The organism is Micromonospora sp. WMMA1976, from assembly GCF_027497335.1.
GTDB classification, from domain to species: domain Bacteria; phylum Actinomycetota; class Actinomycetes; order Mycobacteriales; family Micromonosporaceae; genus Micromonospora; species Micromonospora aurantiaca.
Map to the genome: position 1 here is coordinate 5,283,777 of NZ_CP114912.1, position 26,323 is coordinate 5,310,099.

The following is a 26,323-nucleotide window of genomic DNA, read 5'->3' on the forward strand; positions in this document are numbered from 1 at the left end:
TCACCGGGGCCCGCGCGGCGGGCGCGGGCCCCGGTGACCGCCGCGCGTCAGGCCGGGGCCAGCCAGCGGTGCAGCGTCGCCGCGCCGTCCCGGATCTTGGTCAGTTCGACGTGCTCGTCCTTGTGGTGCGCCAGGTTCGGGTCGCCGGGGCCGAAGTTCAGCGCCGGGATGCCCATGGCCGCGAACCGCGCCACGTCCGTCCAGCCCAGCTTTCCGATCGGCGCGGCACCGACGGCCGCCAGGAACTCCTGCGCCGCCGGGCTCTCCAGCCCGGGCGGGGCGCCGGCCGCCGCGTCGGTGACCTCCAGCTCGAAGCCGGCGAAGACCTCGCGCAGGTGCGCCTCGGCGCCCGCCGGGTCGCGGTCCGGGGCGTACCGGTAGTTGATCTCGATCTCGCAGCGGTCGGGGATGACGTTGCCGGCCACCCCGCCGGTGATCCGTACCGCGTTGAGGCCCTCGCGGTAGTCGCAGCCCTCGATCGTCACCCGGCGGGCCTCGTACGTGGTCAGCCGCCGCAGCACCTCGCTCGCGCCGTGGATGGCGTTCACCCCGTGCCAGGAGCGCGCCGCGTGGGCCCGCTCGCCGTGCGTGGTGACCACCGCCCGCATGGTGCCCTGGCAGCCCGCCTCGACGATCCCGTACGTCGGCTCCAGCAGCACCGCGAAGTCGGCCTCCAGCCACTCGGGGTGGCTCTGCGCGACCAGGGTCAGGCCGTTGTACTTCGACTCGATCTCCTCGGCCTCGTAGAAGAAGTACGTGACGTCGTAGCGCGGGTCGGGCAGCGTCACCGCCAGGTGCAGCGCGAACGCCACCCCGGACTTCATGTCGGAGGTGCCGCAGCCGTACATCAGGTCGCCGCGCATGGTCGAGGGGAAGTTGCCGTTGAGCGGAACGGTGTCCAGGTGGCCGGCGAGCACCACGCGCTGCGCCCGGCCCAGGTCGGTACGGGCCATCACGGTGTTCGAGTGCCGGTAGGTGGTCAGGTGCGGCACACCGCGCAGCACCTCCTCCACGCAGTCGGCGACGGCCTTCTCGTTGAGGGATACCGACTCGATGTCGACCAGGGCGCGGGTCAGCGCCACCGGATCGGCCAGGACCTCGGGGGTCAACGGGTTCTGCATGTCTCGCACGGTACCGTCATCCTCGGTGGGCGCGAGGGACACGTGCCGCGCCCCCGGCCGCGAGCAGCGGCGGACGCCGCCGCCGGAGCAGAGAGGTGTCACCGTGACGTCCGCACCATCCGCCTGGGGTATCGGCCTGGCCACCGTCACCGCGCAGGACCAGGTGCTCGACACCTGGTACCCGACCGGCAAGCTGGGCCTGGGCGAGCTGCCGCTGGTGCCCGGCGAGGACCGGGCCGACGTGCTCGACCTGCCGCCGGGCGCGATCGGCGAGCGGGCGCTGCCCGGGTTGCGCACTGTCGAGGTGACCACGCTGATCGGCTCGCTGGACGACCCGATCAAGGACGCCGCCGACGCGTACCTTCGGTTGCACCTGCTCTCCCACCGCCTGGTACGGCCGAACGAGCTGAACCTCGACGGCATCTTCGGCAAGCTGGCGAACGTGGCCTGGACGTCGGCCGGGCCGTGCCCGCCGGAGCGGGTGGACGAGCTGCGCGTCATCGAGCGGGCCGCCGGCCGCCACCTGTCCGTGTACGGGGTGGACAAGTTCCCCCGGATGACCGACTACGTGGTGCCGTCCGGGGTGCGGATCGCGGACGCGGACCGGGTCCGGCTGGGCGCGTACCTGTCCTCCGGCACCACTGTGATGCACGAGGGCTTCGTCAACTTCAACGCGGGCACGCTGGGCACCTCGATGGTCGAGGGCCGGATCGTGCAGGGCGTGGTGGTCGGCGACGGCTCCGACATCGGCGGTGGCGCCTCGATCATGGGCACGCTCTCCGGCGGCGGCACGGAGAAGGTGCGCATCGGTGAGCGGAGCCTGGTCGGCGCGAACGCCGGTGTCGGCATCACGCTCGGCGACGACTGCGTGGTGGAGGCCGGCTGCTACATCACCGCCGCCTCGAAGATCACCCTGCCGGACGGCCGGACGGTCAAGGCCCGCGAGCTGTCCGGCGTCGACGGGCTGCTGTTCTGGCGCAACTCGGTGACCGGCGCGCTGGAGGCGAAGCCCCGCACCGGCCAGGGCATCACGCTCAACGCGGCGCTGCACGCCAACGACTGAGCCGTACCCCCGTCCGGGTCCGCGCTCACCGCGCGGACCCGGACGGCCGGCTCACCGCAGGCGGTACGCCTGGATGATCCGCTGGGTCACGGTGTTGCCGGCGTCGTCACGGGCGGTGGCCCGCAGCGACGCGTACCCGGGGCCGGCCGGGTGCCGGACGGTGGCCGTCCACGCCCCGCCCTGCTTCTTCAGTGCCGCCTTCTGCCAGGTCTTCCCACCGTCGTAGGAGACGTCGACGGTGAGCGCCACGACCCGGCCGGACGGCGCGCCGGGCTGACGCTGCACGGTCACCGGCACGGTGAACGTCCGGCCCGCCGGGGCGGAGCTGTCCACCGCCAGCGGCGGGGTGAACCGGACCGCCGTGGCCGGCAGCCGGGCCGGCACGTCACCTGGTACCCGCTTGGAGCGGAACGTCCAGCTCGCCGAGACCTCGGTGCTCAGGTCGGTGAAGCCGCGCGTCGCGGTGGTCTCCACCCGGTAGTTCGCCGTTCCCGGCGGCACTGTGAACTCGCCGTACCCCGGGTAGGGCGACTCGTCGACCAGCTTGCCGTTGCGGTAGAGCCGGGTGTGCTCGGTGTCGTTCAGCGAACCGCCCGGGTGCCCGGCCGCGTCGCTGTGCACCGGCAGCGAGACGACGAGGGTGTCGCCGGTCCGCGTGATGCCCTGCTCCGGCCACTGCGGCTGCGGGAACGACGGGCCGAACGGGGCCTTGTTCCACTCGTCCCGGTAGGTGTGCCCGGCCCGGTAGCGGGTCGGCACTCGTTCCAGCGCCGCCCGCGGCTCCAGCCAGCCCTCCTCGGAGCGCTCACCGAAGGCCAGCTCGGCGCTCCAGCGGGTCCGGGTGACGCTGAGGTGGTCGATCCGCTTGCCCGGCACCTGTACCGGCAGGACGATCGCCGAGCCGCCCATGTTGTAGTCGCGCTCCGCGTAGACGACCAGTTCGTTCTCCATCCCGGCGTAGCCGGCGGCGAACCGGTTCGTGACGGCGGCCAGGTCGGCCGGCCGGTAGTGCCGGACGAAGCCGGTCGGGAACCGGCCCGGGAACAGGTCGTTCAGGCCGTAGAAGTACGGACTGCGCTCCGGCGCGGTCGGCTCGGCCCACTGGCTGGCGAGCGCGCCGACGAAGACCTTGTCGGAGACGGTGCGGCCGATCTGGGCCGAGTAGAGGCCCTCGAACCGGTCGGTCCACAGCCCGAAGCTGTTGTAGTAGTCGCCGAATCCCCAGGCCGCGGTGAGGTCGATCAGCAGTGGTGCCGCGCCGCGCTGCGGCACCGTGGTGCGGATCGGCTTCGCCCGCCGGGCGTCCAGCGTGAGCCGCTGGTTCCCGGCTACCACCAGTTCCGGCTGGGCCAGGAAGGAGACCTCCGACCAGCCCTGGTCACCGTCGACGAAGATCAGGCTGTGCGCGCCGTACCGGCCCTTCGGCACCCGGATCCGGGTCTCGCCGCCGGCGCCGTAGACGTCCCGGTAGCTGCCGTCGTCGAGCCCGAGCAGAACCGTGTAGTAGCCGTCGGTCAGGGCACCGGAGCGGTTGCGGTGGGTCACGGTCAGGTCGTAGCTCTCCACCTCGCGGTCGACCGCGAGCGGGGTCACCACCACCGCGTCGCCGGCGCGGGCGAGCAGGCGGCCGGTCCAGTAGCCGTCGGCGCCGCCGAGCCGGGTGTCGATCACCACTGTCGCCTGGGCGCTGCCGCCCGCGGGAACGGTGAGCCGGGAGGTGCTGAGGGTCAGCATGCCGGCCGGCGCGGTCCGCCCGCCCGGCCCGGTGAACCGGGTGCTCAGGTCGAGCGTGAGCGGGGCGGTCCCGCCGTTGCGGTAGGTGACCGTCCGGCTGATCGGCTTGTCGTCGGTGTGCGGCCAGGCCGCCACACCGAACGAGACGGAGGCCGGTTCGCTCGTCACCTGCTGGGTCATCGCCCGGGCGACGTCGACCCGGCCCGCGCCCTGCTGGAACGCGGTCTGCTCCGGGTGCGGCTTCGCCGAGGCCATCAGCGTCGCCTTGTAGCGCTCGGGCGTCCAGCCGGGGTGCTGCTGGGCGAGCAGCGCGACCGCGCCGGCCACGTGCGGGGCGGCCATCGACGTGCCGGACAGCGAGGCGTACCGGTCCCCCACCGGGTCGCCGATCTGGCCGTTCGCGGCCCGCGCGGCCACGATCTCCACACCCGGCGCGGTGATGTCCGGCTTGATCGCCCCGTCGCCCACCCGGGGACCACGGCTGGAGAAGTCGGCGAGCGCGTCGTCCCGGTCCACCGCGCCGACCGCGAGCGCGGCGTCGGCGGTGGCCGGCGAGCCGACCGAACCGTCGACGCCGTCGTTGCCGGCCGAGATCACGAACAGCGTCCCGTGCTGCTCGGTCAGCGTCCCGACCGCCTCCTCCAGCGGGTCCACGTCCGGGGTGTCGCCGCCGCTGAGGCTCATGTTGACCACTGTGGCGTGCTGCTCGGCCGCGGCCCACTGCATGCCGGCCAGGATGGCCGACTCGGTGCAGCCGTAGACCTCGCAGACCTTGCCGGACAGCAGCGTGGCGTCGGGCGCCACGCCCCGGTACTTCCCGCCCGAGGCGGCGCCGCTGCCGGCGATGGTGGAGGCCACGTGCGTGCCGTGCCCGACGATGTCGTCCGGGTCCGCCTCCTCGGTGAAGTTGCGCGACTCGGCGACCTTGCCGGCCAGGTCCGGGTGGCTGAGGTCGACGCCGGTGTCGAGCACCGCCACACGCACGCCCTTACCGGTCCAGCCGGCCGCCCACGCGGTCGGCGCGCCGATCTGCGGCACGCTGTGGTCGAGTGTCAGCCGCCGCCGGCCGTCCAGCCAGATCCGGTCGACACCCCCCGCCGCGTCGAGCCGGGCACCGGAGCGGTCGGCGCTCACCTCCTTCCAGAGCGCGCCGGTGTCACCCTTGTCGGCGACGACGGCCGCGCCGGCGATCGCCGGCAGGTCGCGGGTCACCCGCGCGCCCGCGAGCGGGGCCGCCGTCCGCCGGGCCACCCCCGGCCGGTACGTCACGAGCAGCGGTACGCTGCCGCGCCGCGCGTCGTCGTACCCGGCCTCGATCAGCCCGCTCACGTCGAACAGGCGCCGGTCGAGCTTGCCGGCGCGGACCAGCGGGAGCGCGTCCTGCGGCATCACGGTGAGCCGGTCGCGCTCCCGTCCGACCAGGAACTGGATGCCGGCGCGGCCGGCGCCGGGGCGTACCGCGGCACGGCCGCCGGAGGCGACGGTGACCCGGTCGCCGGTGATCAGGGTGACGGTGACCGGTTGGACGCCGGCCGGGGCGGACGGCCCGGTCCGGGCGGACGGGCCGGTCGGCGCGGTGGGCGCGGCGGCCAGCGCGGGCACCGGCAGGCCGAGCGCCAGCGTCAGGCCGAGGCCGAACGCCGTCAGCTTTCTGCGGTTCCGGAGCAACCTTCCTCCTTCGTCGAACGTTTCATCGATGGGAGACACATCGATGCGGGTATCAGAATTACATACCGCGTATGTATCGGGAAGTCGCCGATCCGACGGAACCGCCACCACCCACCGGAGCGGGCCGGGACGATCGGGCGATGACCTCCATGAAGGACCGGATGCTGGCCGGCGAGCAGTACATCGCCGACGATCCCGCGATCATCGCCGATCTGGAGCGGGCGGCCCGGCTCGGCGAACGCTTCAACCGCAGCTCCGCCGACGATCCGGCGGGACGCCTCGCCGCGCTGCGCGAACTGCTCGGCTCGCTGGGCGAGGACGCCTGGGTCCGGCCGCCGCTGTACTGCGACTACGGACACCAGACGCACATCGGCGCGCGGACGTTCGTCAACTTCAACGCGGTGTTCCTCGACGTCGCCCGCATCACCATCGGTGCGGACGTCCAGATCGGACCGAACGTGCAACTGCTCACCGCCACCCACCCGGTGGAACCGGAGGCGCGCCGGGCCAAGTGGGAGTCCGCAAAACCGATCACCATCGGTGACAACGTCTGGCTCGGCGGCGGGGTGATCGTGCTGGCCGGAGTGACCATCGGCGAGAACACGGTGGTCGGCGCCGGCGCGGTGGTGACGCGCGACCTACCGGCGAACGTGGTGGCGGTGGGTAACCCTGCTCGCCCGATCAGGAGCCTGAGCAAGCCGTCCTGAGCTGGGGAAACAACCGTTCCAGCGGATGCGGATTCCCGTCCTCTCACGCACTCTGGGTAGTAGTGCGTTTACCGGGAGGCACGATGGAACGGGTCCTCGAACTGCGGGTGCACGGGGTCTCCAACACCCCGCCGGATCAGCTGCTCGGCCTGACCGCGGGCGCCAACGGTGACGGTGCGCAACCAATGCTTGTCGCCGGCGGTCAGACCACCGGCTTCTACCGGTCCAGCGCGGCGGGCCGGGACGACCCGATCACCGTCGAGGCGTACAGCTGGGGCCAGTTGACCTCCGGCGCGCGGACCCGGCGGGACGTGGAACGGGCGCTGTGGACACTGATGCTCCCGTTCGCGCTGGCGAACGTCGCGCTGCACGCCCGCGCCGGCATCCCGCCCGACCCGGACCAGGAACGCTGGGCCAGCCGGTCCGGCATCACCGCCTGGCTCATCCGCCTGTTCTGCCTGAGCCTGACCTGCACGCTCGTCGTCACGGTGACCGGTGTGGGCGTGGACCTCATCGCCTGGCAGTGCGTCGAGGCGGACTGCCTCGGCAAGATACCCGGGCCGTGGGAGTTCCTCGGCGCCCCCTGGTGGCGCGAGGGCACCCGGACGCTCGCGCTCGGGCTGCTGCTGCCACTGCTCGTGCTGGCCGGGATCGGGCTCGTCGCCTTCCGCACCTACCAGTACGAGGCGCAGATGCCCGCGGACCCGCACCACCACGGGGCGGCCCGGGAGGACGGCGAACCGGACAGCCGGCCGGACCCGCGTGAACCGCCACGGAACCCGCTCCAGGACCCGACGTTCTGGAACGGGGAGGGGCAACTGCGCCGGGCCGCCGTGCTGCACCTGTGCACCGGGGCGGTCAGCGCCGCCGCCGTACCGGTCGCCGCAGTGATGATCATGGACCCGCCGCGAGGCGTACGGGCCGCCGTCGCCTGGCCCACAGTGGCGCTGCTCGCCGCCGTGGTGATGATCGCCGTGGTAGCTGTCGCCCGGCCGTGGCTGAGCCGGCGGCAGGGCGCCACCCCGCTCGGCCTGTGGAGCGCGGCGGTCGTGGCGCTCACCGCGCTCGGACTGATCGGGGCGTTCACCCTGCTGCTGCTCCCCGACGGGGCGGCCGGGCAGCCGTTGTCGGCGTACCGGCCGCCGGACGGGTGCACGGCGCAGCCGGTCACCGCCGGCTGCCGCACCGACAGGTCACTGCCCGGGTACGACACGGCAGTCGCGTGGCTGCTCGCGTACCAGGTGCTGTTGCTGCTCGCCATCGCCGCGGCGAACCGCTCCGGCCGACGGGCGCTGATCGGCCCCGTCGCCGGGATGGTGCTGCTGCCGGTCGGCGCGACCTGGATCGAACGCGGGCTGCCCGTGCTGCCCGCCGCACCGGGCGAGTTGCGCACCTGGATGCTCGTCGGTCCGGCCGTCGCGCTGGCCGCCGCCGGACTGTTCCTGCCCCGCCTGCGACCGCCGGTGCCGACCCAGCCACTCGGCGCGTACACCGATCTCGCCTGGCGCGGCTGCGCCCCGGCGGTCATCGCCGGGTTCGGCTGGATGATGGCGGTGGCGTACTGCGCCGGGCTGCTCTACTGGGTCAGCGACCGGCTCGACGCGTCGGCCGAGCCGAGCGGCCCGAGCCGGGTCGTGCCGCCGCTGGCCGTCTTCTGGGCCGGGCTGGCCTGCGCGATCGGCCTGGCCGCGCTGATCGGACTGCTGATCCGGGCCGTCGTCATGCTGCACCGGCTGCGCCGGGTCGAGTACGCGCGGCTGGCCGCCACCCCCGGCCTGTCCGCACACGACCTGCGGCGCTGCCGCGACGTCAGCACCTACCGGGCGCTGCACCGCCTGATCGGCGAGCACGCGGTACGGCTGCTGGGCTGTTACGCCGCGTTCTGCGCCGCCCTGGTCACCCTCTGCTGCGCCGCCGCGCTGTCCGGCGAGCGGCCCAGCCCGCTGTCCCCGTCCGGCTGGCAGACCGCCATCCACTGGACCGCCGAGCGCGGCGACGCCCTCCTCGGCTGGCTGCCGGTGGTGATGGCGGCGCTCGGGCTGCTCGTCTACCGCACCGACTCGGTACGCCGCTCGGTCGGCGTGATCTGGGACGTGTGCACGTTCTGGCCCCGGGCCGCGCATCCGCTCGCACCCCCCAGCTACGCCGAACGCGCCGTACCGGAACTCCAGACCCGGGTGGCGGGCCTGCTGGCGCTACCGCCGCACCACGCCGACCGGATGGACGGCGTCATCCTCTCCGGGCACAGCCAGGGCACCGTCATCTGCGCCGCGGTGCTGCTGCAACTGCCCCGGCGGTGGCGGCTACGGACCTGGTTCTTCTCCTACGGCTGCCAGCTCACCCGGCTCTACGGGCGGGTCTTCCCGTCCTACTTCGGGCCGGAACGGCTGCGGGCGCTGGCCGGCGCGCTCACCTGGCCCGGCGGGCACGTGGCCTGGACGAACTTCTGGCGGGACACCGACCCGCTGGGCTGGCAGGTCAGCGCCGGTCAGCGAGACGTGCCGGTGGCCGACCCGGAGGCGCTGCACCCGTCCGGCGGCGAGGTGGCCGACCCGCCCATCCGTAGCCACAGCGGTTATCCGGAGTCGGTGGAGTTCACCCGCGAGCGGGCGGTGGTGGCGCGACTGCTGCGCCGCACCGTGCCGTCGCCACGCCAGCGGACCGGCTGACCGTGCACCACTGCGGCGGCGGGCCGGCCGACGTCACGCCTGCGGCGGTTCGGCCAGGCGTACCACCAGGTCGGCGTGCCCGGCCGTGCCGGCGACCCGCCGGGCGTTCTCCTCGTCGCTGCCGAGCGCCCAGGCGCGGGCCTGCTCCGGCGACTTCCCGTACGCCTCATGGCGCGCGGTGAGCCGGCGCAGCCGCAACTCCGCGTCCAGATCCAGGAACCAGATCTGGTGTACGAGGGTGCGTACCTCCTCCCACGGGTCGTCCCGCAGCAGCAGGTAGTTGCCCTCGGTGACCACCAGGCGCACCTCGGGCGGCACCTCGATCGCCCCGGCGACCGGCTCCTCCAGGTCCCGGCGGAACTCCGGCGCCCACACCGACGTCGGTTCCAGCCGGCGCAACCGGCGCAGCACGGACACGAAGCCGTTGACGTCGAACGTGTCCGGCGCGCCCTTGCGCCCCGCCCGCCCCAGCCGAGCCAGCGCGGACCCGGCCAGGTGGAAGCCGTCCATCGGGACCAGCCGGGCGACCGGGCCGAGCGCGGCCACGATCCCTTCCGCCAGGGTGGACTTGCCCGCCCCGGGTGCCCCGGCGATGCCGAGCAGCTGACGTGGGCCGGTCTCGGCCAGCGCCCGCGCTCGGGCGACCAGCTCGTCGAGCGGCAGCACCTCCGCCGGTGGCATCAGCCCAGCACCGGCTCGCTGATGGTGAACCGCGCCTCGACCGCCGCCTGCACCGGCTGCGGCGCCGGGTCCAGTTCCAGTTCGCGCTCCGGCTCGCCGGAGCGCGAGTACGCCGCCCCGACCATCATCATCGGCGGCCCGGCGCTCATCCCGGTGTCGGACAGCTCGCGCAACGCGATCACCCGGGCGCCGAGCGCCTCAGCGTACTCCCGGGCCCGGACCAGCGCGTCGGCGATCGCGGCCTGCCGCGCCTCCCGGTAGGCCGGGCTGTCCGGCCGCAGCGACCACACCGGCCCGGCCACCTCCACCTGCTCCTGGTCGGCCAGGCGGAGCATCAGCTCGCCGAGCGCAGTGAAGTCGGTGGTCGTGACTGTGGTGCTCACGCTGCCCTGGTAGGCCACCACCCGGTCGCCGGCGCGCTTCGTCACCGGCCGGACGTGGACCTGGCCGGTCTCCCGGCGCTCCACAGCCGGCTCGGCCGCGTCGAGCAGCGCGCGCACCGCGGCGGCCCGTTCGGCCAGCCGGGTCAGCGTGGTCTCCCGGTCCCGGTCCCGCGCCGTCGCCGTCACGGTGAACCGGGCCAGCTCGGGAGCCACCTCCCGGTACGCCTCACCGCGTACCGCCACGACCGGTGCGTCAGCCATGCCCTCAGCCTAACGGCGGGGTGGCCGGCAGGTGCCCCGTGTAGGTGACCGAGCCGGCCGTCTCCCGTACCCCGCTCAGGTGACCGCCCGCCGCGCCCAGCTCCCGCAGGTACGCCAGCTCGCCCGCGTGGTCGGCGGCGGCCGGGAACTCCCGCCGGTGCGTGCTGAACGTACGCGCCCGCAGGGTCGCGCGGACGTCTCGCCCCTCGGCGAACCGGTCCGCCAGCGCACCCGCGTCGCCACCGCGCAGCGCCTCGGTCAGCTCGCTCAGGAACGCGCCGAGCGCGTCCAGTTCGGCGAGGACGCGGTCCCGGTTGCCGAGCAGCATGTTCGCGGTCCGTTCGGGTGGCCCGCCGGCGACCCGGGTGCCGTCGGAGAAGCTGCCGGCGGCGAGCGTCAGCACCGCGTCCCGCAACGCCGACCGGTGCACGGTGCCGGCCAGCGCTCCCGCCAGCACGTGCGGTACGTGCGAGGCGAGCGCGGCGGCGCCGTCGTGTTCCGGGGCGGACATCGGCACCACCCGGGCGTGGAAGACGTCCACCAGCAGCACCGCCAGCCGCCGGAACGCGCCCAGGCCGGCCGGCCCCGGGCAGAGCACCCAGGCTGCGCCGTCGAGCAGGTCCGGGCCGGCGGCGCCCGCTCCGGCCCGGTCCGCGCCGGCCATCGGGTGCCCCGGCACGACCCGGTGCCCGAGCCCTTGCACGGTGGCGGCGGTGCTCACCTCGGCCTTGACGCTGCCCACGTCCGTAAGCACGCAGTCGTCGTCGGTCACGGCCGCGACCCGGGCCAGTGTCGCCGGCAGCGTGGGCAGCGGGCCGCAGAGGAACACCACGTCCCGGCCGGTGACCGCCTCTTCGACCGTGTCGGGCGCGTCGATGCCCCGGTCGCGTACCAGCCGGCGGGCCGCCGGATCGGGATCCCAACCGGCGACGTCCAGCCCGGCGGCGTGCAGCCGCAGCAGCACCGAACCGCCGATCAGCCCGGTACCGACCACCGCCGCCCGCGCCAGCCCGCCCGCCACGTCAGGCCTCGGCGAGCCGCCCGGCCACCGCGTCCACGTGCTCGTCGGACTCGGTGAGGGCCACCCGGACGTGCCGGGCACCGGCCGGGCCGTAGAAGACACCGGCGGCCACCAGGATGCCCCGGCGGGCCAGCCAGTCCACTGTCTCCCAGCAGTCCTCGTCCCGGGTGAGCCAGAGGTAGAGCCCGGCCTCCGAGTGCTCGACGGTGAAGCCGGCGGCGGTGAACGCCGCACGCAGCTTCTCCCGCCGGACGCGGTAGCGCTCCCGCTGGGCGTCGGCGTGCTCCTGGTCGCCGAGCGCGGCCACCATCGCGGCCTGCACCGGCGCCGGTACGATCAGACCCGCGTGCTTGCGGATCTTGAGCAGCTCAGCCACCAGCGCCGGGTCACCGGCGACGAACCCGGCCCGGTAGCCGGCCAGGTTGGAGCGCTTGGACAGCGAGTGCACCGCCAGCACGCCGTCGTACGAGCCGCCGCACACCTGCGGCGAGAGCACCGAGACGGGCTCGGCGTCCCAGCCCAGCGGCAGGTAGCACTCGTCGCTGGCGACCACCGCGCCGCGCTCTCGCGCCCACTCGACCACCTTGCGCAGGTGGGCGGCGGGCAGCACCCGGCCGGTCGGGTTACCGGGCGAGTTGACCCAGACCAGGCGGACCCGGGGATCCGGGCCCAGCGCGGTCAGCGAGTCGGTGCGTACCGTCGTCGCGCCGGCCAGCCGGGCCCCGTCCTCGTAAGTCGGGTAGGCCACCGACGGCACCACCACCACGTCACCGGGGCCGAGCCCGAGCAGCGTGGGCAGCCAGGCCACCAGCTCCTTGGAGCCGATCGTCGGCAGCACACCCAGGCCGTCGACGCCCGCGCCGCAGGCCCGCGCGACCCACGCCGCGATCGCGTCCCGCAGGGCGGGCGTACCGGCGGTCAGCGGGTAGCCCGGCGCGTTCGACGCGTCGGCCAGGGCCTGGCGGATCAGCTCCGGCACCGGGTCGACCGGCGTGCCCATCGACAGGTTGATGAGACCGCCCGGGTGCGCCGCGGCCGTGGCGGCCGCGGCGTCCAGGGTGTCCCAGGTGAAGTCGGGCAGCCGTGCCGAGACCGGCGAGCGCCGGTTCAGTGGCCCTCGCCGCGCGGCGGCTGCGCGGCGACGAAGGTGGCGTCCTTCTCCACCTTGCCGATCTTCGAGGCGCCACCGGGCGAGCCCAGGTCCTCGAAGAACTCGTAGTTGGCCCCGGTGTAGTCCTTCCACTGCTCCGGGACGTCGTCCTCGTAGAAGATCGCTTCCACCGGGCAGACCGGCTCACAGGCACCACAGTCGACGCACTCGTCGGGGTGGATGTAGAGCATCCGGTTGCCCTCGTAGATGCAGTCGACCGGGCACTCCTCGATGCATGCCTTGTCGAGCACATCCACGCACGGCTCGGCGATGATGTAGGTCACCGGTCTTCTCCTCCGCAAGACTCGTCGCGATCAACCGCAACGGTAAGAGCCTAGTATCTCGCCGGGGAGGGGGTCGATCGTGCTCCGACAGCAGGACGTGGGACACCGGATCGTGGTCCGCCGGATTGTGGGGATTCGCGAGGGCCGCACGCTGTTCTCCGACGCGCTCGGCGAGCTCGTGGAGCTGAGCGAGACCCACATCACTCTGTCCACCGACGCCGGGCCACTGCGCGTACCGGTGGCCGAGGTGCACCGGGCCAAGCGGGTGCCGCCGGCCCGGCGGCCCACCGCCGCCGCCGTGGTCGCGCTGGAACTGGCCGCCGACGAGGCGTGGCCCGCGCCGGTACGCGGACGGCTCGGCGACTGGCGGCTGCGCTGGGCCGACGGCTGGACCGGCCGGGCCAACAGCGCGCTGCCGGTGGGCGACCCGGACCGGCCGCTGCCCGCCGCGCTGGACGCGGTGCAGCGCTGGTACGCCGAGCGCGGCGGGCCCGCCCTGGTGAACACTCCGCTGCCGCTCGCCGCCCCGGTCGGGGCGGAGCTGGACGCGCGCGGCTGGACGTCCCGGCCGCCGGTGCTGGTGCAGACCGTCCCGCTGCGCACCCTGACCGCTGCCCCGCTGCCGGGCGACGCCTCGGCCGGCGCGCCGCCGGTGACGCTGGCGGACGCGCCCGCCGACGACTGGCTGGCGATCGCCGCCGGCCGCAAGGGCGGGCTGCCGGACGCCGCCCGGCAGGTGCTCACCGGGACGCCCCGGGTCCGCTTCGCCGAACTGCGCGAGGACGGCCGACTGCTCGCGGTCGGGCGGGGCACGGTGACCGGCGAGGGCCGCTGGCTCGGCGTCAGCCTGCTGGAGACGGTGCCGCAGGCGCGCCGCCGAGGGCTCGCCGCCGCTGTCGTACGGGCCCTGGCCGGGTGGGGCGCCGCCGAGGGCGCCACCCACGCGTTCCTCCAGGTCGAGCAGAGCAACACCGGCGCCGTGGCGCTCTACCGGGGGCTCGACTTCACCACCCACCACACCTACCTGACCCGGATCGCCCCGGCGGCCTGACCGGCGGAGCGGTCAGCGCCGGACGATCTTGCGAGGCCGGGTGCGCTTCATCTCGGCGTACCGCTTGAGCTGGCGGGACCGGTAGTCCCGGCCCAGCGCGGTCAGGATCAGGTAGCCGACGAGCACGCCCGCCGCGGTCGCAGCGAGATAGAGCCAGATCTGCGCGAAGAACAGGCCCGCGCCGCCGCCGAACGGGTTCTCCCCGACCAGCAGCGGACCGACGAACACGGTGAGCGCCAGCGCGACCGCGACCGCGGCGGCCAGGTCACCGGCCCAGCGGCCCAGCGGCCGGTCGGCGCCCCACCGGAACGCGGTGCCGGCCAGGATCAGCCCGATGACCAGGAACATGGCGAGCGAGACGCGGCCGGACGCGGTGTCGTCGTCCGGGAACGCGAATCTGATGACCAGCCGGGCCACCACGTTCACCCCGAACAACGCGGCCGCCAGCACGCCTACCGCACGCCACCGCTGACCCATCGCACGCCTCCCGCCGTACCGCCCGCTCCCTCGGCGGGCCTCTTGGCTGGAATGTCTACCACCGCGAGCTGTGCGGCGTCAGCACCTCACCGTGCGTCGGGCGGCGTCACCAGGTGCCGGAAGCCCAGCACCGCGAACGTGACCGCGCCGGCCACGATCAGCGCGAGCCCGAGCACGTTGTCACCGGCGAGCGCCAGATCGCCCTCGACGGTCCGGAAACCCCCCACCACGATCACCAGGAACCACGGCAGCGCGCCGAGCGCCACCGCCCAGCGCGTACCCGTCGACAGGTGGGCGAACCGGCCCAGCAGCACCGTCGTCGCCACCACGGCGACGACGCCGGCGGTCACCAGGCCGATACCGAGAAGCGCCCGCAGCCCGCCGGAGCGGCCCTGCACGGTCTCCCAGGCCCACGTCGCGAAGATCAGGTCGAGCAGCGCCAGCAGGACGCCGGCCCAGACCGTCACGACGCCGCCGGCCACCCGCAGCGCGCGGTCGAGCACCCGCTCCGCCGGGCTCGGCGTCGCGGCCGTCGGCGGCTGCTCGGGGAGTGTCGACACGGGTACGGCCGGCAGCGTCACCGGAGACCGGCCGCCGCGACCGGGGACCGCCGCGGGTCGTCCAGGGCGATCCCGGCGAAGAGGTCGTCCTCCCAGCCGTACGGGCCGGTGCCCGGCCCCTTCTCACCGACCGCGAGCGTGAAGTACTCGACGCCCATGAACTCGCCGCCGAAGTTGCCGGCGATCGAGTAGAGCCACGAGTTCGCCGGAATCTGGGTGGCGTGGGCGCGCATCGCCGCCTCCTTGGCGGCGTGCTGGTCGGTGCCGTCGATCCGGGCGGCGATCTCCGCATCAGGCGTGCCGAACGGAAGCTCGTCGGCGCTCTCGATGCCCGCGAACGGGTTGTCCGAGGACTCGGTGAACGTCTCCAGGCCCGCGTCGAGCACGCTGCGCGGCATCGCCGTCCAGTAGACCTTCGCCGGGGCGATCCCCTCGGCCGCGGCCAGTTCCACCGCCCGCATCGCCACCCGGTGCGCCTGGATGTGGTCCGGGTGGCCGTAGAAGCCGTCCGGGTCGTACGTGACGAGCACCTGGGGGCGGACCTCGCGGATGACCTCCACCAGGTATCCGGCGGCGACGTCCAGGTCGGCCTGCCAGAACGCCCGCGGGTGCTCGTTCGTGGCCAGGCCCATCATGCCGGAGTCGCGGTAGCGGCCCGCGCCGCCGAGGAACCGGTGGTCGGTCACGCCGAGCGCGGCGCAGGCGGCCGCCAGCTCGCCGATCCGGTAGCCGCCGAGCTGGTCCGCCTCGGCCGCGCAGAGCTGCGCCAACGCCGGGACGTGAATCTCGCCCTCCTCACCGAGCGTGCAGGTCACGAGCGTGACGTGGGCGCCGGTGGCGGCGTAGTGCGCCATCGTCGCGCCGGTCCCGATCGACTCGTCGTCCGGATGCGCGTGGACCAGCAGAAGGCGTCGGTCGGGCAGCGTCGTCACGCCCGTCACTCTAACCGGCGGTCCTGCCCGCTCGACGGTGATGCGTCCGCCCAGGTCGGCCACATCACCTCCGGCGCCCGCCTACGCTGCAGGCGTGGACTTTCCCGAGCTGGCCGCCCGTACCCGTCGGTTCAGCCACGGGGCGCCGCGTGCCGTCACCGTCGCGGGCGACGGCGCCCGGGTGATCTTCCTGCGTTCCGCGGGACCGGAGGACCCGGCCGACGCGCTCTGGCTGCTCGACGTCGACAGCGGCGAGGAACGACTGGTGGCGGACCCGGCGGTGCTGCTGGGCACCGACGCCGAGCCGGCCCGCCTCGCCCCCGGCGAACGGGCGCTGCGCGAACGGTTGCGGCTCAGCTCCGGCGGCATCGGCTCGTACGCGCTGGACTCGGCCGGCCGGGTCGCCGCGTTCGCGCTGGCCGGGCGGCTGTTCCGGGCCGACCTGGTGCACGGCGACGTGATCGAGGTGGCGGCGATCGGGCCGGTGATCGACCCGCGCCCCGACCCGGCCGGTGAGCGGCTCGCGTACGTCACCGACGCCACCGAGGGGGTGCGCCGGGGCCAGTTGCGGGTGGTCGAGCCGGACGGCACGGACAACCTGCTCGCCGGCGAGGACCACGGCGTCACCTGGGGGCTGGCCGAACACATCGCGGCCGAGGAGTTCCACCGCTACCGGGGCTACTGGTGGGCGCCGGACGGGCGCAGCGTGCTGGCCGCCCGGGTCGACGAGTCCCGCCTGGAACGCTGGTACCTGCACGACCCGGCCGACCCGGCGACCCCGCCGACGTCGCTCGCGTACCCGGTGGCGGGTGGGCCGAACGCGGAGGTGAGCCTGCACCTGCTCGACCTCGACGGCGGCTGGGTCGACGTGCACTGGGACCGCGAGACCTATCCGTACCTGAGTTCGGTGGACTGGACCGAGGGCGGCCCGCTGATCACCGTGCTGCGGCGCTCGCAGCAGCACGGCCTGGTGCTCGCGGTGGACCCGCGCACCGGGGAGACGCAGGTGCACGCCGAACTGGCCGACCCGCGCTGGGTGGAGCCGATCCCCGGCACCCCGGCGCACCTGCCCGACGGACGGGTGCTGGTCGGCGGCGAGCTGGCCCACGACGGGTACGACGCCCGCTGCCTGTTCGCCGACGGCACCCTGCTCACCCCGCCGTCGCTGTACGTGCGGCGGGTGGTCGGACGGCTGCCGAACGGCCCGAACGCGGCGGCGGACCTGCTGGTGGAGGCGAGCGAGGGCGAACCGAGCCAGCGCCACCTCTACCGGGTGCGGACCACCATCGGCGGCGGCATGGACGCCCGCCGGATGGGCAGCGACCCCGGCTGGCACACCGCCTCGATCGGCGGGTCCACGCTGGCGGTGGGCATCGCGTCGCTGGAGCACGCCGGGGTCCGCTGGCGGGTATGGCACGGCGACCGCGAGGTGGGCGAGTTGCGCTCGTTCGCCGCCACCTGCTCGTACGCGCCGCGGCCGACGATGGTCCGGGTGACCGACAGGCGGCTGCCCAGCGCGGTGCTCTACCCGGCCGAGCACGTCAAGGGCACCCGGCTGCCGGTGCTGCTGGACATCTACGGCGGGCCCGGCCACCAGGAGGTGGTGGCGGCGCGCGGTGTCTGGCTGGAGCGGCAGTGGTGGGCCGAGCAGGGTTTCGCGGTGGTCACCATCGACAACCGGGGTACGCCGGGCATCGCGCCGTCGTTCGAGAAGGCGATCCACAGGCGGGTCGCCGACGTGACACTCACCGACCAGGTGGACGCGCTCACCGCGCTCGCCGACAAGCACCCGGATCTGGACCTGGAACGCGTGGCGGTGCGCGGCTGGTCGTTCGGCGGCTGGCTGGCCGGGCTCGCGGTGCTGCGGCACCCGGAGCTGTTCAAGTGCGCGATCGTCGGCGCGCCGGTCACCGACTGGGCGCTGTACGACACCGCGTACAGCGAGCGCTACCTGGGCATGCCGGACGACGGGATGGACGTGTACGCCCACCACTCGCTGGTCGAGCTGGCCGCCGAGCCGCTCGGCGACCCGGCGCAAGCCCGGCCGATGCTGCTGGTGCACGGCCTGGCCGATGACAACGTGCTCGCCGCGCACACGCTGCGGTTGTCGGCGGCGCTGCTGGCGACGGGCCGCCCGCACGCGGTGCTGCCGCTCACCGGCGCGAGTCACCTGGCCGCCGGCGGCGTGTCCGAGCGCCTGCTCCGGCTGGAGCTGGACTTCCTCCGCCGCTACCTGTGAGGAAGGGCCCCTCGACGAGGGGCCCTTCCGCCGACCACAGGTGTGGCTACTGCTTGACGTACGCGTTGACGAAGTTCGGGTAGCCGAACACGGAGGAGATGAACACCCCGCCCGCCTTCGACCCGTGCACGTTGTACGCCACGTCCACGTAGAGCGGCACCACCGGCGCGTGCTCCTTCATGATCCGCTCGTCGAGCTTGCCCCACTCCGGGCCCTGCTCGGACGGCGGCAGCGCCAGGATCCGGTCCATCTCGGCGTTGATCGCGTCGTCGTTGAAGTACGACTGGTTGCTGTTGCCCTCGGCCTTGATGGTCCGGCCGTCGTAGAGCACCGGCAGGATCGACGCGCCGCTGGGCCAGTCCGCCGCCCAGTTGCCGATGTACAGGTCCCAGGGGTTGTTCTTCTTCTTGACCTCGTCCAGCTTCGCGTCGTCCGGGATGTTCCGGACGGTGATCTTGAAGCCGGCGCGCTCCAGGTTGCCCTTGAGCTGGACCGCCTCCGCCTGCTCGGTGGTGTTGTCGGCAACGCCGAGGACCAGCTCCGGCGTCTGGCCGCCGAGCAGCTCCTTGGCCTTCTCCACGTTGCCGTTGGCGCCGGCCGGGTACGCGTCGTACGCCTTGTAGCCGATTGTCGACGGCGGCATCAGCGTGGTGATCGGCTGCGCGACGGTCTGGCCGCCGAGCGCCTTGACCAGGCCCTCGCGGTCGATCGCGTAGTTGAGCGCCTGGCGGATCTTCAGGTCCTTGACCCGCTGGGTGTTGATCACGAGCTGGTTGGCGCTCGGGGTCGGGGACAGCAGCGTGCGGGACTTCAGCGCCGGGTCACCGGCCACCTTCGCCACGAGCGAGGCCGGCACCGAGTTGAACGCCAGCGCGCTCTGGTCGGCGCCGTTGTCCGCGATCACCCGGTTGTTGGCGGCGTCGGCGGTCGGTCCGAAGCTCCACACGAACTGGTCCGGGTACTGGTGCCGCACCGGGTCGGTCTTGGCGTCCCAGTTCGGGTTGCGGTCGAGCGTGAGCTGGACGCCGACCTGGTTCTTGGCGATCTTGTACGGGCCGGACGAGAACGGCTTCTGATCGAGGTTGACCCCGGTGTCCTTCTCCGGCTTGAGCGGCGCCGTGGTGGGCAGCGAGACCGCGAACGGCAGGTCGCAGCGCGGCTTGGCGAACTCGAAGCGCAGCGTCTTGTCGTCCGGCGTGGTCAGGCCCGGCGGCAGCGACGTCTTGTTCTTCTTGAAGTCCCACTTGGTGTCGTACTGCGCGGTGTCGGCCAGCCACTCCTGGATGTAGGTGGGGCCGCCGGTGAGGTCCGGGTCGAAGGAGCGGGCGATGCCGTACGCGATCTCCTTCGAGGTGATCGGGCTGCCGTCCTCGAACTTCACCCCGTCCTTGATGGTGAATTCCCAGACCTTGCAGTCGTTGTTGACGTTCTTGCCCGGCGTCTCGGCCAGGTCACCCACGAGGACCAGGCCACCCTTGCCGTCGTCCTTCCAGGTGGTCAGGTAGCGGGCGAAGAGCGGGTTGGCCATCAGACCGGCGAACGAGTACGTCCGCTGCGGGTCCAGGTGGGAGATGGGGGTCTCCCGGATGATGGTGAACGTCCCGCCCTTGGCCGCGCCGTCGATCTCGGCGGCCGGGCCCTGCGAGTCCTTCGGGTCGGTCGCGATGACCCCGGTCTGCTGCCGGTTGCCGTCCACAGTGGTGCCTTCGCCCGTGTTCTCCGAGCAGGCACCGAGTGCCACAACCAGTGCGATGGCGCCGCCAGCGGCGGCCGCTGCGCGTGGTCGCATGTCCTACCTCCTCCACCCGTGCGCCGAGCGCATCCGCCGACGTCCCGAGGATCGTAAAGAAGAAAAGCTACGAGTTGGATAACAGTTGTCGATAAATTTCGTCGCGGTTCAGCCGAGCCGTACCCGCGGGTCGATCACCGCGTAGAGCAGGTCCACCACCACGTTCGCCAGCACCACGAAGACCGCCGCGATCAGCACCGTCGCCATGATCGTCGGCAGGTCGCCCGAGCGGACCGCGTCGACAGCGGTACGCCCCATCCCGTTCAGACCGAATGTCGTCTCGGTGATCACCGTGCCGCCCAGCGCCCCGCCCACGTCCAGACCGGCGATCGTCACCACGGGTGTGATCGCGGCGCGCAGCGCGTGCCGGCCGTACACCTTGCGTTTGGCCAGGCCCTTCGCCCGCGCGGTCCGGACGAAGTCCTCCGACAGTGTCTCCAGCATCTGCGCCCGGGACAGTCGCGCGTAGATCGCGGAGAAGAGGAACGCCAGCGCCACCCAGGCCAGCACCAGCCCGCTCGTCCACTTCAACGGGTTGTCGAACAACGAGGTGTAGCTCGGCACCGGCAGCAGGCGCAGGTTGTAGACGAAGACGATGAGCAGCACCGCGCCGACGAAGTAGAGCTGCAACGAGGCGCCGGTGAGCGAGAAGCCGATCGCCGCCCGGTCCAGCCAGCTGCCCCGGCGCAGCGCCGAGAGCATGCCCAGGCCGACGCCGAGCAGCAGCCACAGGATGGCGGCCGGGATGACGATGCTCAGCGTCACCGGCAGCACCCGGGCGATGGTGTCCGAGACCGCCTCGTTCGACACGTACGACCAGCCGAGGCAGGGGGCGTCGCACCGACCGCCCTGGGCGCTGCCCAGGTCCCGGCCGGTGAAGATGCCCTTCATGTAGCCGGCGTACTGGCTGATCAGCGGATCGCGCAGGCCCAGCTCCTGGCGGACCCGCTCCAGTCGCTCCGGGTTGCAGTTCTTCGGGCACATGCCGGTGACCGGATCGCGGGGCAGCGCGAAGAACATCAGGAAGCTGAGCACGCTCACCGCGAACAGCGTGAGCGCGGCGGACAGCAGCCGGCGGATGAGGAATCGCGTCATGGACCGGCCTCCTACCGGGACGACTTCGGGTCGAGCGCGTCGCGCAGCGCGTCACCGAAGAGGTTGAAGGCGAACACGAGCGCGAAGATGGTGATGCCCGGGAAGAAGACGTACGCCGGGTCGGTCTGCAGGTAGTCGAGGCTGCGGTAGATCATGCGGCCGAAGCTCGGCGTCTCGTCGGTGAGGCCGACGCCGATGAACGACAACGCGGCCTCGCTGGTGATGTACTGCGGTACCGCCAGCGAGAAGGCGACCAGGATCGGTGCCCAGGCGTTCGGCAGCAGCTGGCGGAACAGCATGTGCCCGAGACCGGCGCCGCTGGCCCGCGCCGCCTCCACGAACTCGCGCTCCCGTAGCGCGATGATCTGACCCCGGACCAGCCGGGCAGTACCGGTCCAGCCGAACAGGGCGAAGATCGCGATGAGCACACCGATCTGGAAGTACGCCGGCACGGCCTCGCGCTGCCCGTAGAAGCGCAGCGCGACGGTCGGCATCAGGGCCAGCGCGATGATCAGGAACGGCATGGCCAGGGTCAGGTCGGTGATCCAGTTGATCACGGTGTCCAGCCAGCCGCCCAGGTAGCCGGCGAGCGTTCCGAGCGTCACGCCGATCACCGCGGTCAGCACGGCGGCGGCGAAGGCGATGAACAGCGATGTCCGCAGCCCGTGCACCATCCGGATGAAGATGTCCCGGCCGAGGCCGGGCTCCAGCCCGAACCAGTGCTCCCCGGTCACCCCACCGGCGTAGCCCAGCGGCATGCCGTAGCCGTCGAGGCGGTTCTGGAACTGCTCCTTCGGTCCCACCCCGTACAGCGCCTCGATGAGCGGCACCGCGAGCGCGACGAGGACGAAGAACACCAGCAGACCGCCGCTGATCAGCGCGGTGCGGTCCCGCTTGAGCCGCGCGAGGGCGAGCTGGCCGGGTGACCGGCCGACGAACTCCTTCTTACCGTCCTCGTCACCCTCGCCGGGCGACTCGATCTCGGCGAGCGCGACGCCCTCGACCGGCGACAGGCTCATTGGGACACCTCCACGGGTTCGCCGGTCGGCACGCCGACCGGTCCGCTCTCCGGGTAGTGGCAGGCGGTGAGCTGCCCGCCGTCGTCGCGGGTGGTCAGTGCGGGTTCTTCGGTGGCGCAGTGGTCGGTGGCTTTCCAGCAGCGGGTCCGGAAGCGGCAGCCCGATGGTGGGTTGAGTGGGGTGGGCACGTCGCCGGTGAGGCGGATGCGGCCGGCGGGTCCGAGGGTGGTGACGTCGGGGATGGCGGACAGCAGTGCCCGGGTGTAGGGGTGTTGTGGGTGGGTGTAGATGGTGTCGCGGTCGCCGATCTCGACGATCTTGCCGAGGTACATGACGGCGACGCGGTGGCAGAAGTGCCGGACCACGGCGAGGTCGTGGGCGATGAACACGAACGCCAGGTCCAGGTCGCGTTGCAGGCTGCGCAGCAGGTTGATGACCTGCGCCTGGATGGACACGTCCAGCGCCGAGACGGGTTCGTCGGCCACGATCAGTTTCGGCTTCAACGCCAGAGCGCGGGCGATGCCGATGCGCTGGCGTTGCCCGCCGGAGAACTCGTGCGGATACCTGTTGTAGTGCTCCGGGTTCAGGCCGACGAGTTCGAGGAGTTCCTGGACGCGGTGTTTGACGCCGCCGGGTGGGGTGATCCGGTTGACCTGCAACGGCATCGCCACGATCCGCCCGACCGTGTGGCGGGGGTTCAGCGACGCGTACGGGTCCTGGAAGATGATCTGCAGGTCCTGCCGCAGCCCGCGCAACTCACCACGTTTCGCATGCGTGATGTCCCGCCCCGCGAACGCGATCGACCCGGCCGTGGGCTCCAACAGGCGGACCAGCATCCGCCCGGTCGTGGTCTTCCCACACCCCGACTCCCCCACCAGCCCGAGCGTCTCGCCCGGCCGCACGTCGAAGTCCAGCCCGTCGACCGCCCGCACCGCACCCGTGCTGCGCAGGCCCTGCCGGACGGGGAAGTGCTTGGTCAGGCCGCGCACCGACAGCAGCGGCTCGGTCTCGGTGCTCATCGGGCCACCCCCACCTGGGCTACCTCGTCGCGGTAGATCCGCTCCCGGTCCCCCGCCGACAGATGGCAGGCCACCAGATGCCCGGCCGTGCCCGCCGGGCCCAGCTCGGGCACCTCCGTGCGGGACCGGTCGCCGTTGACGTCGGCCCACCGGCACCGCGGATGAAACGCACACCCCGGCGGCAGATTGATCAGCGACGGCGGGTTACCCGGAATCGGCACCAGGTCCGCATCCGCGTCACCGTGCAACGACGGCACACTCGACAACAACCCCCACGTGTACGGATGCTGCGGCGCCCGCAACACCCGCTCCACACTCCCGTGCTCCACCGCCCGACCCGCATACATCACCAACACGTCATCAGCCACCTGACTGACCACACCCAGATCGTGAGTGATCAACACGATCGCCGACCGGAACTCCTCCTGCAAATCCGCCAACAGATCCAGGATCTGCGCCTGCACCGTCACATCAAGCGCCGTCGTCGGCTCATCCGCGATCAACAGATCCGGATCGTTCACCAGCGCCATCGCGATCATCGCCCGCTGCCGCATCCCACCCGAGAACTCATGCGGATACTGCTCGAACCGCTTCGCGGGCTGCGGGATACCGACCCGCCCCAGCATGTCCACCGCCCGGCTGCGGGCCTCGCGTCGGCCGGCCTTCGGATGATGCACCCGGTACGCCTCCGCGATCTGCCTACCCACCGAGTAGTACGGATGCAACGCCGACAACGGATCCTGAAAGATCATCGCCATGTCCCGGCCCCGCAGCCGCCGCACCTCCTCCTCACCCAACCCCACCAGCTGCCGCCCACCCACCGAGATCTCCCCCGAGATGGTCGTGCGCTTCGCGTTGTGCAAACCGAGGATCGCGAGGGAGGTGACGCTCTTACCGGAACCGGACTCACCCACGATCCCCAGCGTGCGACCCCGCTCCACAGCGAACGACACCCCGTCCACCGCCCGGACCACGCCGTCCTCGGTGTCGAACCGCACCCGCAGGTCCCTGACCTGGAGATAGGGCCCGTCGCCGGAGCGCTGCTCCGGCACCTCCGGGCGGTCCGGCTCCCCGGACGGCACCGCCTCCGACCTGCCCATTGACCGCCTCCCCTTCGGTGATGAAGAGAACCTACAGGAAATCCCCAGAGGCGAAAATAAGCTACATCGAGCGGTCTGTCAGCGGTCAGAGCGTAACGACTCGGTCTCCCGTCCGCACGCCCCTCACCTGGGACATCCACAGCCGCGATTGGGCATCTCGGCCTCGTCGTCGCACCCGGCGTGCGACCGAGGTCCCCGCGACGACGGGACCATTCCGGCCGGCACGAGGTGGAGGTGACCATGACCGCGGCGGTGTTCGGCCACGACGGCCCGTGGACCGAAGAGGAGTACCTCGCCCTCGGCGAGACGCACGGCCATCTCGAATTATTCGACGGCAGCCTGCACGTGACGCCGGCGGCGATTCCGCGGCACCAGCGAGTCCAGCGGAACCTCGGCAACCTGCTGGAGGCCGCGGCCCGGCACGTCGGCCTGGAACTGCTGGAGACGGTGAACGTCCGGCTCCAGCCAGGCCGCATACCGATTCCCGACCTGGTCGTCACCGAGCCGATCGACTTCGACCAGCCGATGATCGAGGCGCGGGACGTGCGGCTCGTGTGCGAGGTCCTCTCACCTGGTAACGCGGCAACCGAAAAAGGTGCTCAAGATGCACTACTACGCCGCCGCGGGGATCGAGTGGTACCTGTTGGTGGAGCAGGAGACAGGCACGCTGCACCTGCACCGGCGGCAGGGTCGGCACTACCGCGAAGTGTCGGTGACCAAGCCCGGTTCCGTGCTGGAGCTGACCGAGCCCGTCCAGGCCACGATCCGGCCGGAGGATCTCGTCCCCTGACGGATGTCGGTGCGCTCGCCTAGGGTCGGGCGCATGAGCGAGCGTCAGCAGGGCAACGGAGTGCCGGGATGAGCGAGTTCGACGCGGCGACCGCCGCCGTCCAGGCCGCTCTCGACGCGGGTGCCCGGTACGCCGACGCCCGGGTCATGCACCGCCGCTACGAGTCGATGTCGGCCCGCAACGGCGACATCGAGGAGCTGAGCCAGGACGAGAGCATCGGGCTTGGTGTACGCGCACTCGTCGGATCGGGGTGGGGCTTCCACGCCGTACCCGATCTGTCCGACGCCGCGGCCCGCGACGCCGGCCGGCGCGCCGCGGCGATCGCCACCGCGAGCGCGCGGGTGCCCGGCCCGCCGATCGACCTGGTGCCGGTCGAGGCGACGGTGGCGAGCTGGGCCTCGGACTGCGCCGTCGACCCGCTCGGGGTGCCGCTGTCGGACAAGGGCGACCTGCTGGTCCGCGCCACGGCGACGATGCGCGAGCACGGCGCCGACCTGGCCGAGGGGCTCTACCAGATCTGGGACACCTCGAAGTGGTTCGTCTCCAGCGAGGGCCACCGGATCGACCAGCGCATCCGGGAGTGCGGCGGCGGCATCTCGGCCACCTCGATCGGTGCCGGCGAGACGCAGCGGCGGTCCTACCCGAGCTACCGCGGGCAGTACGGCACCACCGGTTGGGAGCTGGTCACCTCGCTCGACCTGGCCGCGCACGCCGCCCGGATCGCGGAGGAGTCCCGCGAGCTGCTCACCGCGCCGCTCTGCCCGTCCGGCGAGACCGATCTGATCCTCGGCGGCGAGCAGCTCGCGTTGCAGATCCACGAGTCCGTCGGGCACGCCATCGAGCTGGACCGCATCCTCGGCTGGGAGGCGGCGTTCGCCGGCACGTCCTGGCTCGACCTGGCCCGCCTCGGCTCGCTGCGGTACGGCTCCGAGCTGATGAACGTGACCATCGATCCGACCATCCCCGGCGCGCTCGGCAGCTTCGGCTTCGACGACGAGGGCTCCCCGGCGGTCGCCCGGGACGCGGTCCGCGAGGGGCGGTGGGTCGGGGTGCTCGCCGGCCGTGACTCGGCCGCCGTCGCGGGCCTCGACTACGGCGGCAGCGTACGGGCCGACGGCTGGGCCCGACTGCCGATGGTGCGGATGACGAACGTGGGCCTGGAACCCGGCCCGCACACGCTGGACGAGATCATCGCGGCCACCGACGACGGGGTGCTGATGGACATCAACCGGTCCTGGTCGATCGACGACAAGCGGCTCAACTTCCAGTTCGGCTGCGAGGTCGGCTGGGAGGTGAAGAAGGGCCGCCGGGGGCGGATGCTGCGCAACCCGACCTATACCGGCATCGGTCCGGTCTTCTGGCGCTCGATGGACATGCTCTCCTCGGAGACTGTCGCCTGGGGCACACCCAACTGCGGGAAGGGGCAGCCCGGTCAGGTCGGGCACACCGGTCACCCGGCCGCGCCGGCCCGGTTCCGCGGCGTCCGGGTGGGGGTGCGGGCATGAGCGAG

General features: G+C 72.7%; 22 protein-coding genes and 1 pseudogene. 8 read left to right on the forward strand and 15 right to left on the reverse strand.

The features are described from left to right. Positions 1–47 precede the first annotated feature (47 nt). On the reverse strand, positions 48–1,121 hold the full coding sequence (dapE, locus tag O7546_RS24245; protein ID WP_269697622.1) for a succinyl-diaminopimelate desuccinylase: 1,074 nt from the start codon (positions 1,119–1,121) through the stop codon (positions 48–50). Between the two features lie 103 nt (positions 1,122–1,224). On the opposite strand from dapE, the gene dapD reads away from it, so the two are divergent. Then, on the forward strand, positions 1,225–2,184 hold the full coding sequence (dapD, locus tag O7546_RS24250) for a 2,3,4,5-tetrahydropyridine-2,6-dicarboxylate N-succinyltransferase (RefSeq protein ID WP_194800455.1): 960 nt from the start codon (positions 1,225–1,227) through the stop codon (positions 2,182–2,184). Between the two features lie 51 nt (positions 2,185–2,235). On the opposite strand, the gene O7546_RS24255 is transcribed toward dapD, so the two are convergent. Further along, complete coding sequence (locus O7546_RS24255; protein ID WP_269697623.1) at positions 2,236–5,586, reverse strand: S8 family serine peptidase; 3,351 nt, start codon at positions 5,584–5,586, stop codon at positions 2,236–2,238. 140 nt (positions 5,587–5,726) lie between these two features. On the opposite strand from O7546_RS24255, the gene O7546_RS24260 reads away from it, so the two are divergent. Both O7546_RS24260 and O7546_RS24265 read left to right on the forward strand, forming a co-directional pair. Next, positions 5,727–6,293: a sugar O-acetyltransferase gene (locus O7546_RS24260; RefSeq protein WP_194800453.1), complete on the forward strand. Its 567-nt coding sequence runs from the start codon at positions 5,727–5,729 to the stop codon at positions 6,291–6,293. A gap of 83 nt (positions 6,294–6,376) precedes the next feature. Continuing rightward, on the forward strand, positions 6,377–8,962 hold the full coding sequence (locus O7546_RS24265; protein WP_281600074.1) for a hypothetical protein: 2,586 nt from the start codon (positions 6,377–6,379) through the stop codon (positions 8,960–8,962). Positions 8,963–8,995: 33 nt separating this feature from the next. Here the strand turns inward: O7546_RS24265 and O7546_RS24270 are convergent, their stop codons facing one another. Genes O7546_RS24270 through fdxA form a run of 5 tightly spaced genes read right to left on the reverse strand, consistent with a single transcriptional unit; the run spans position 8,996 to position 12,742 of the window. Beyond that, on the reverse strand, positions 8,996–9,643 hold the full coding sequence (locus tag O7546_RS24270; protein ID WP_194800451.1) for a nucleoside/nucleotide kinase family protein: 648 nt from the start codon (positions 9,641–9,643) through the stop codon (positions 8,996–8,998). Next, a complete protein-coding gene (locus tag O7546_RS24275; RefSeq protein WP_281600075.1) occupies positions 9,643–10,287 on the reverse strand; it encodes an SIMPL domain-containing protein in 645 nt (214 codons plus the stop codon). The genes O7546_RS24270 and O7546_RS24275 overlap by 1 nt, the downstream gene beginning before the upstream one ends. A gap of 4 nt (positions 10,288–10,291) precedes the next feature. After that, positions 10,292–11,308, reverse strand: a complete 1,017-nt coding sequence (locus O7546_RS24280; RefSeq protein ID WP_194800449.1) for a prephenate dehydrogenase/arogenate dehydrogenase family protein — start codon at positions 11,306–11,308, stop codon at positions 10,292–10,294. A 1-nt stretch (position 11,309) separates the two neighbouring features. After that, positions 11,310–12,419: a succinyldiaminopimelate transaminase gene (gene dapC, locus O7546_RS24285; protein WP_269698159.1), complete on the reverse strand. Its 1,110-nt coding sequence runs from the start codon at positions 12,417–12,419 to the stop codon at positions 11,310–11,312. Beyond that, positions 12,416–12,742 carry a ferredoxin gene (gene fdxA / locus O7546_RS24290; protein WP_007464872.1) on the reverse strand — a complete coding sequence of 109 codons (327 nt, stop codon included), beginning with the start codon at positions 12,740–12,742 and terminating at the stop codon, positions 12,416–12,418. Before fdxA ends, dapC begins: the two co-directional genes overlap by 4 nt. Positions 12,743–12,821: 79 nt before the next feature. Between fdxA and O7546_RS24295 the strand changes: the two genes are divergently transcribed. Beyond that, the gene (locus O7546_RS24295) at positions 12,822–13,793 is read left to right on the forward strand and encodes a GNAT family N-acetyltransferase (RefSeq protein WP_281600076.1); all 972 of its coding nucleotides are present in this window, start codon (positions 12,822–12,824) and stop codon (positions 13,791–13,793) included. 12 nt (positions 13,794–13,805) lie between these two features. On the opposite strand, the gene O7546_RS24300 is transcribed toward O7546_RS24295, so the two are convergent. From O7546_RS24300 to mshB, 3 genes are all read right to left on the reverse strand, one after another. Next, positions 13,806–14,270 carry a hypothetical protein gene (locus O7546_RS24300; RefSeq protein WP_262013992.1) on the reverse strand — a complete coding sequence of 155 codons (465 nt, stop codon included), beginning with the start codon at positions 14,268–14,270 and terminating at the stop codon, positions 13,806–13,808. Positions 14,271–14,356: 86 nt separating this feature from the next. Next, the gene (locus tag O7546_RS24305) at positions 14,357–14,851 is read right to left on the reverse strand and encodes a hypothetical protein (protein WP_194800446.1); all 495 of its coding nucleotides are present in this window, start codon (positions 14,849–14,851) and stop codon (positions 14,357–14,359) included. After that, positions 14,848–15,771: an N-acetyl-1-D-myo-inositol-2-amino-2-deoxy-alpha-D-glucopyranoside deacetylase gene (gene mshB / locus O7546_RS24310; RefSeq protein WP_194800445.1), complete on the reverse strand. Its 924-nt coding sequence runs from the start codon at positions 15,769–15,771 to the stop codon at positions 14,848–14,850. Before mshB ends, O7546_RS24305 begins: the two co-directional genes overlap by 4 nt. Positions 15,772–15,856: 85 nt before the next feature. On the opposite strand from mshB, the gene O7546_RS24315 reads away from it, so the two are divergent. Continuing rightward, the gene (locus tag O7546_RS24315) at positions 15,857–18,001 is read left to right on the forward strand and encodes a prolyl oligopeptidase family serine peptidase (RefSeq protein WP_194800444.1); all 2,145 of its coding nucleotides are present in this window, start codon (positions 15,857–15,859) and stop codon (positions 17,999–18,001) included. A 46-nt stretch (positions 18,002–18,047) separates the two neighbouring features. On the opposite strand, the gene O7546_RS24320 is transcribed toward O7546_RS24315, so the two are convergent. From O7546_RS24320 to O7546_RS24340, 5 genes are all read right to left on the reverse strand, one after another. After that, positions 18,048–19,790, reverse strand: coding sequence for an ABC transporter substrate-binding protein (locus tag O7546_RS24320; RefSeq protein ID WP_194800443.1), 1,743 nt, complete (start codon positions 19,788–19,790; stop codon positions 18,048–18,050). Positions 19,791–19,898: 108 nt separating this feature from the next. Beyond that, the gene (locus O7546_RS24325) at positions 19,899–20,885 is read right to left on the reverse strand and encodes an ABC transporter permease (RefSeq protein WP_013288442.1); all 987 of its coding nucleotides are present in this window, start codon (positions 20,883–20,885) and stop codon (positions 19,899–19,901) included. Positions 20,886–20,896: 11 nt separating this feature from the next. Next, positions 20,897–21,904: an ABC transporter permease gene (locus O7546_RS24330; protein WP_194800442.1), complete on the reverse strand. Its 1,008-nt coding sequence runs from the start codon at positions 21,902–21,904 to the stop codon at positions 20,897–20,899. Further along, on the reverse strand, positions 21,901–22,923 hold the full coding sequence (locus tag O7546_RS24335; protein ID WP_281600077.1) for a dipeptide ABC transporter ATP-binding protein: 1,023 nt from the start codon (positions 22,921–22,923) through the stop codon (positions 21,901–21,903). Before O7546_RS24335 ends, O7546_RS24330 begins: the two co-directional genes overlap by 4 nt. After that, a complete protein-coding gene (locus O7546_RS24340; RefSeq protein WP_281600078.1) occupies positions 22,920–24,023 on the reverse strand; it encodes an ABC transporter ATP-binding protein in 1,104 nt (367 codons plus the stop codon). Before O7546_RS24340 ends, O7546_RS24335 begins: the two co-directional genes overlap by 4 nt. A gap of 240 nt (positions 24,024–24,263) precedes the next feature. Here O7546_RS24340 and O7546_RS24345 point away from each other — a divergent pair. The 3 genes and pseudogenes from O7546_RS24345 to O7546_RS24355 all read left to right on the forward strand — a co-directional run. Continuing rightward, positions 24,264–24,551 (forward strand): annotated as a pseudogene (locus tag O7546_RS24345) (Uma2 family endonuclease); the annotation flags it as partial. A 76-nt stretch (positions 24,552–24,627) separates the two neighbouring features. Then, a complete protein-coding gene (locus O7546_RS24350; protein ID WP_255533249.1) occupies positions 24,628–24,813 on the forward strand; it encodes a Uma2 family endonuclease in 186 nt (61 codons plus the stop codon). A gap of 68 nt (positions 24,814–24,881) precedes the next feature. Beyond that, positions 24,882–26,318, forward strand: a complete 1,437-nt coding sequence (locus tag O7546_RS24355) for a TldD/PmbA family protein (RefSeq protein WP_281600079.1) — start codon at positions 24,882–24,884, stop codon at positions 26,316–26,318. Positions 26,319–26,323 lie beyond the last annotated feature (5 nt).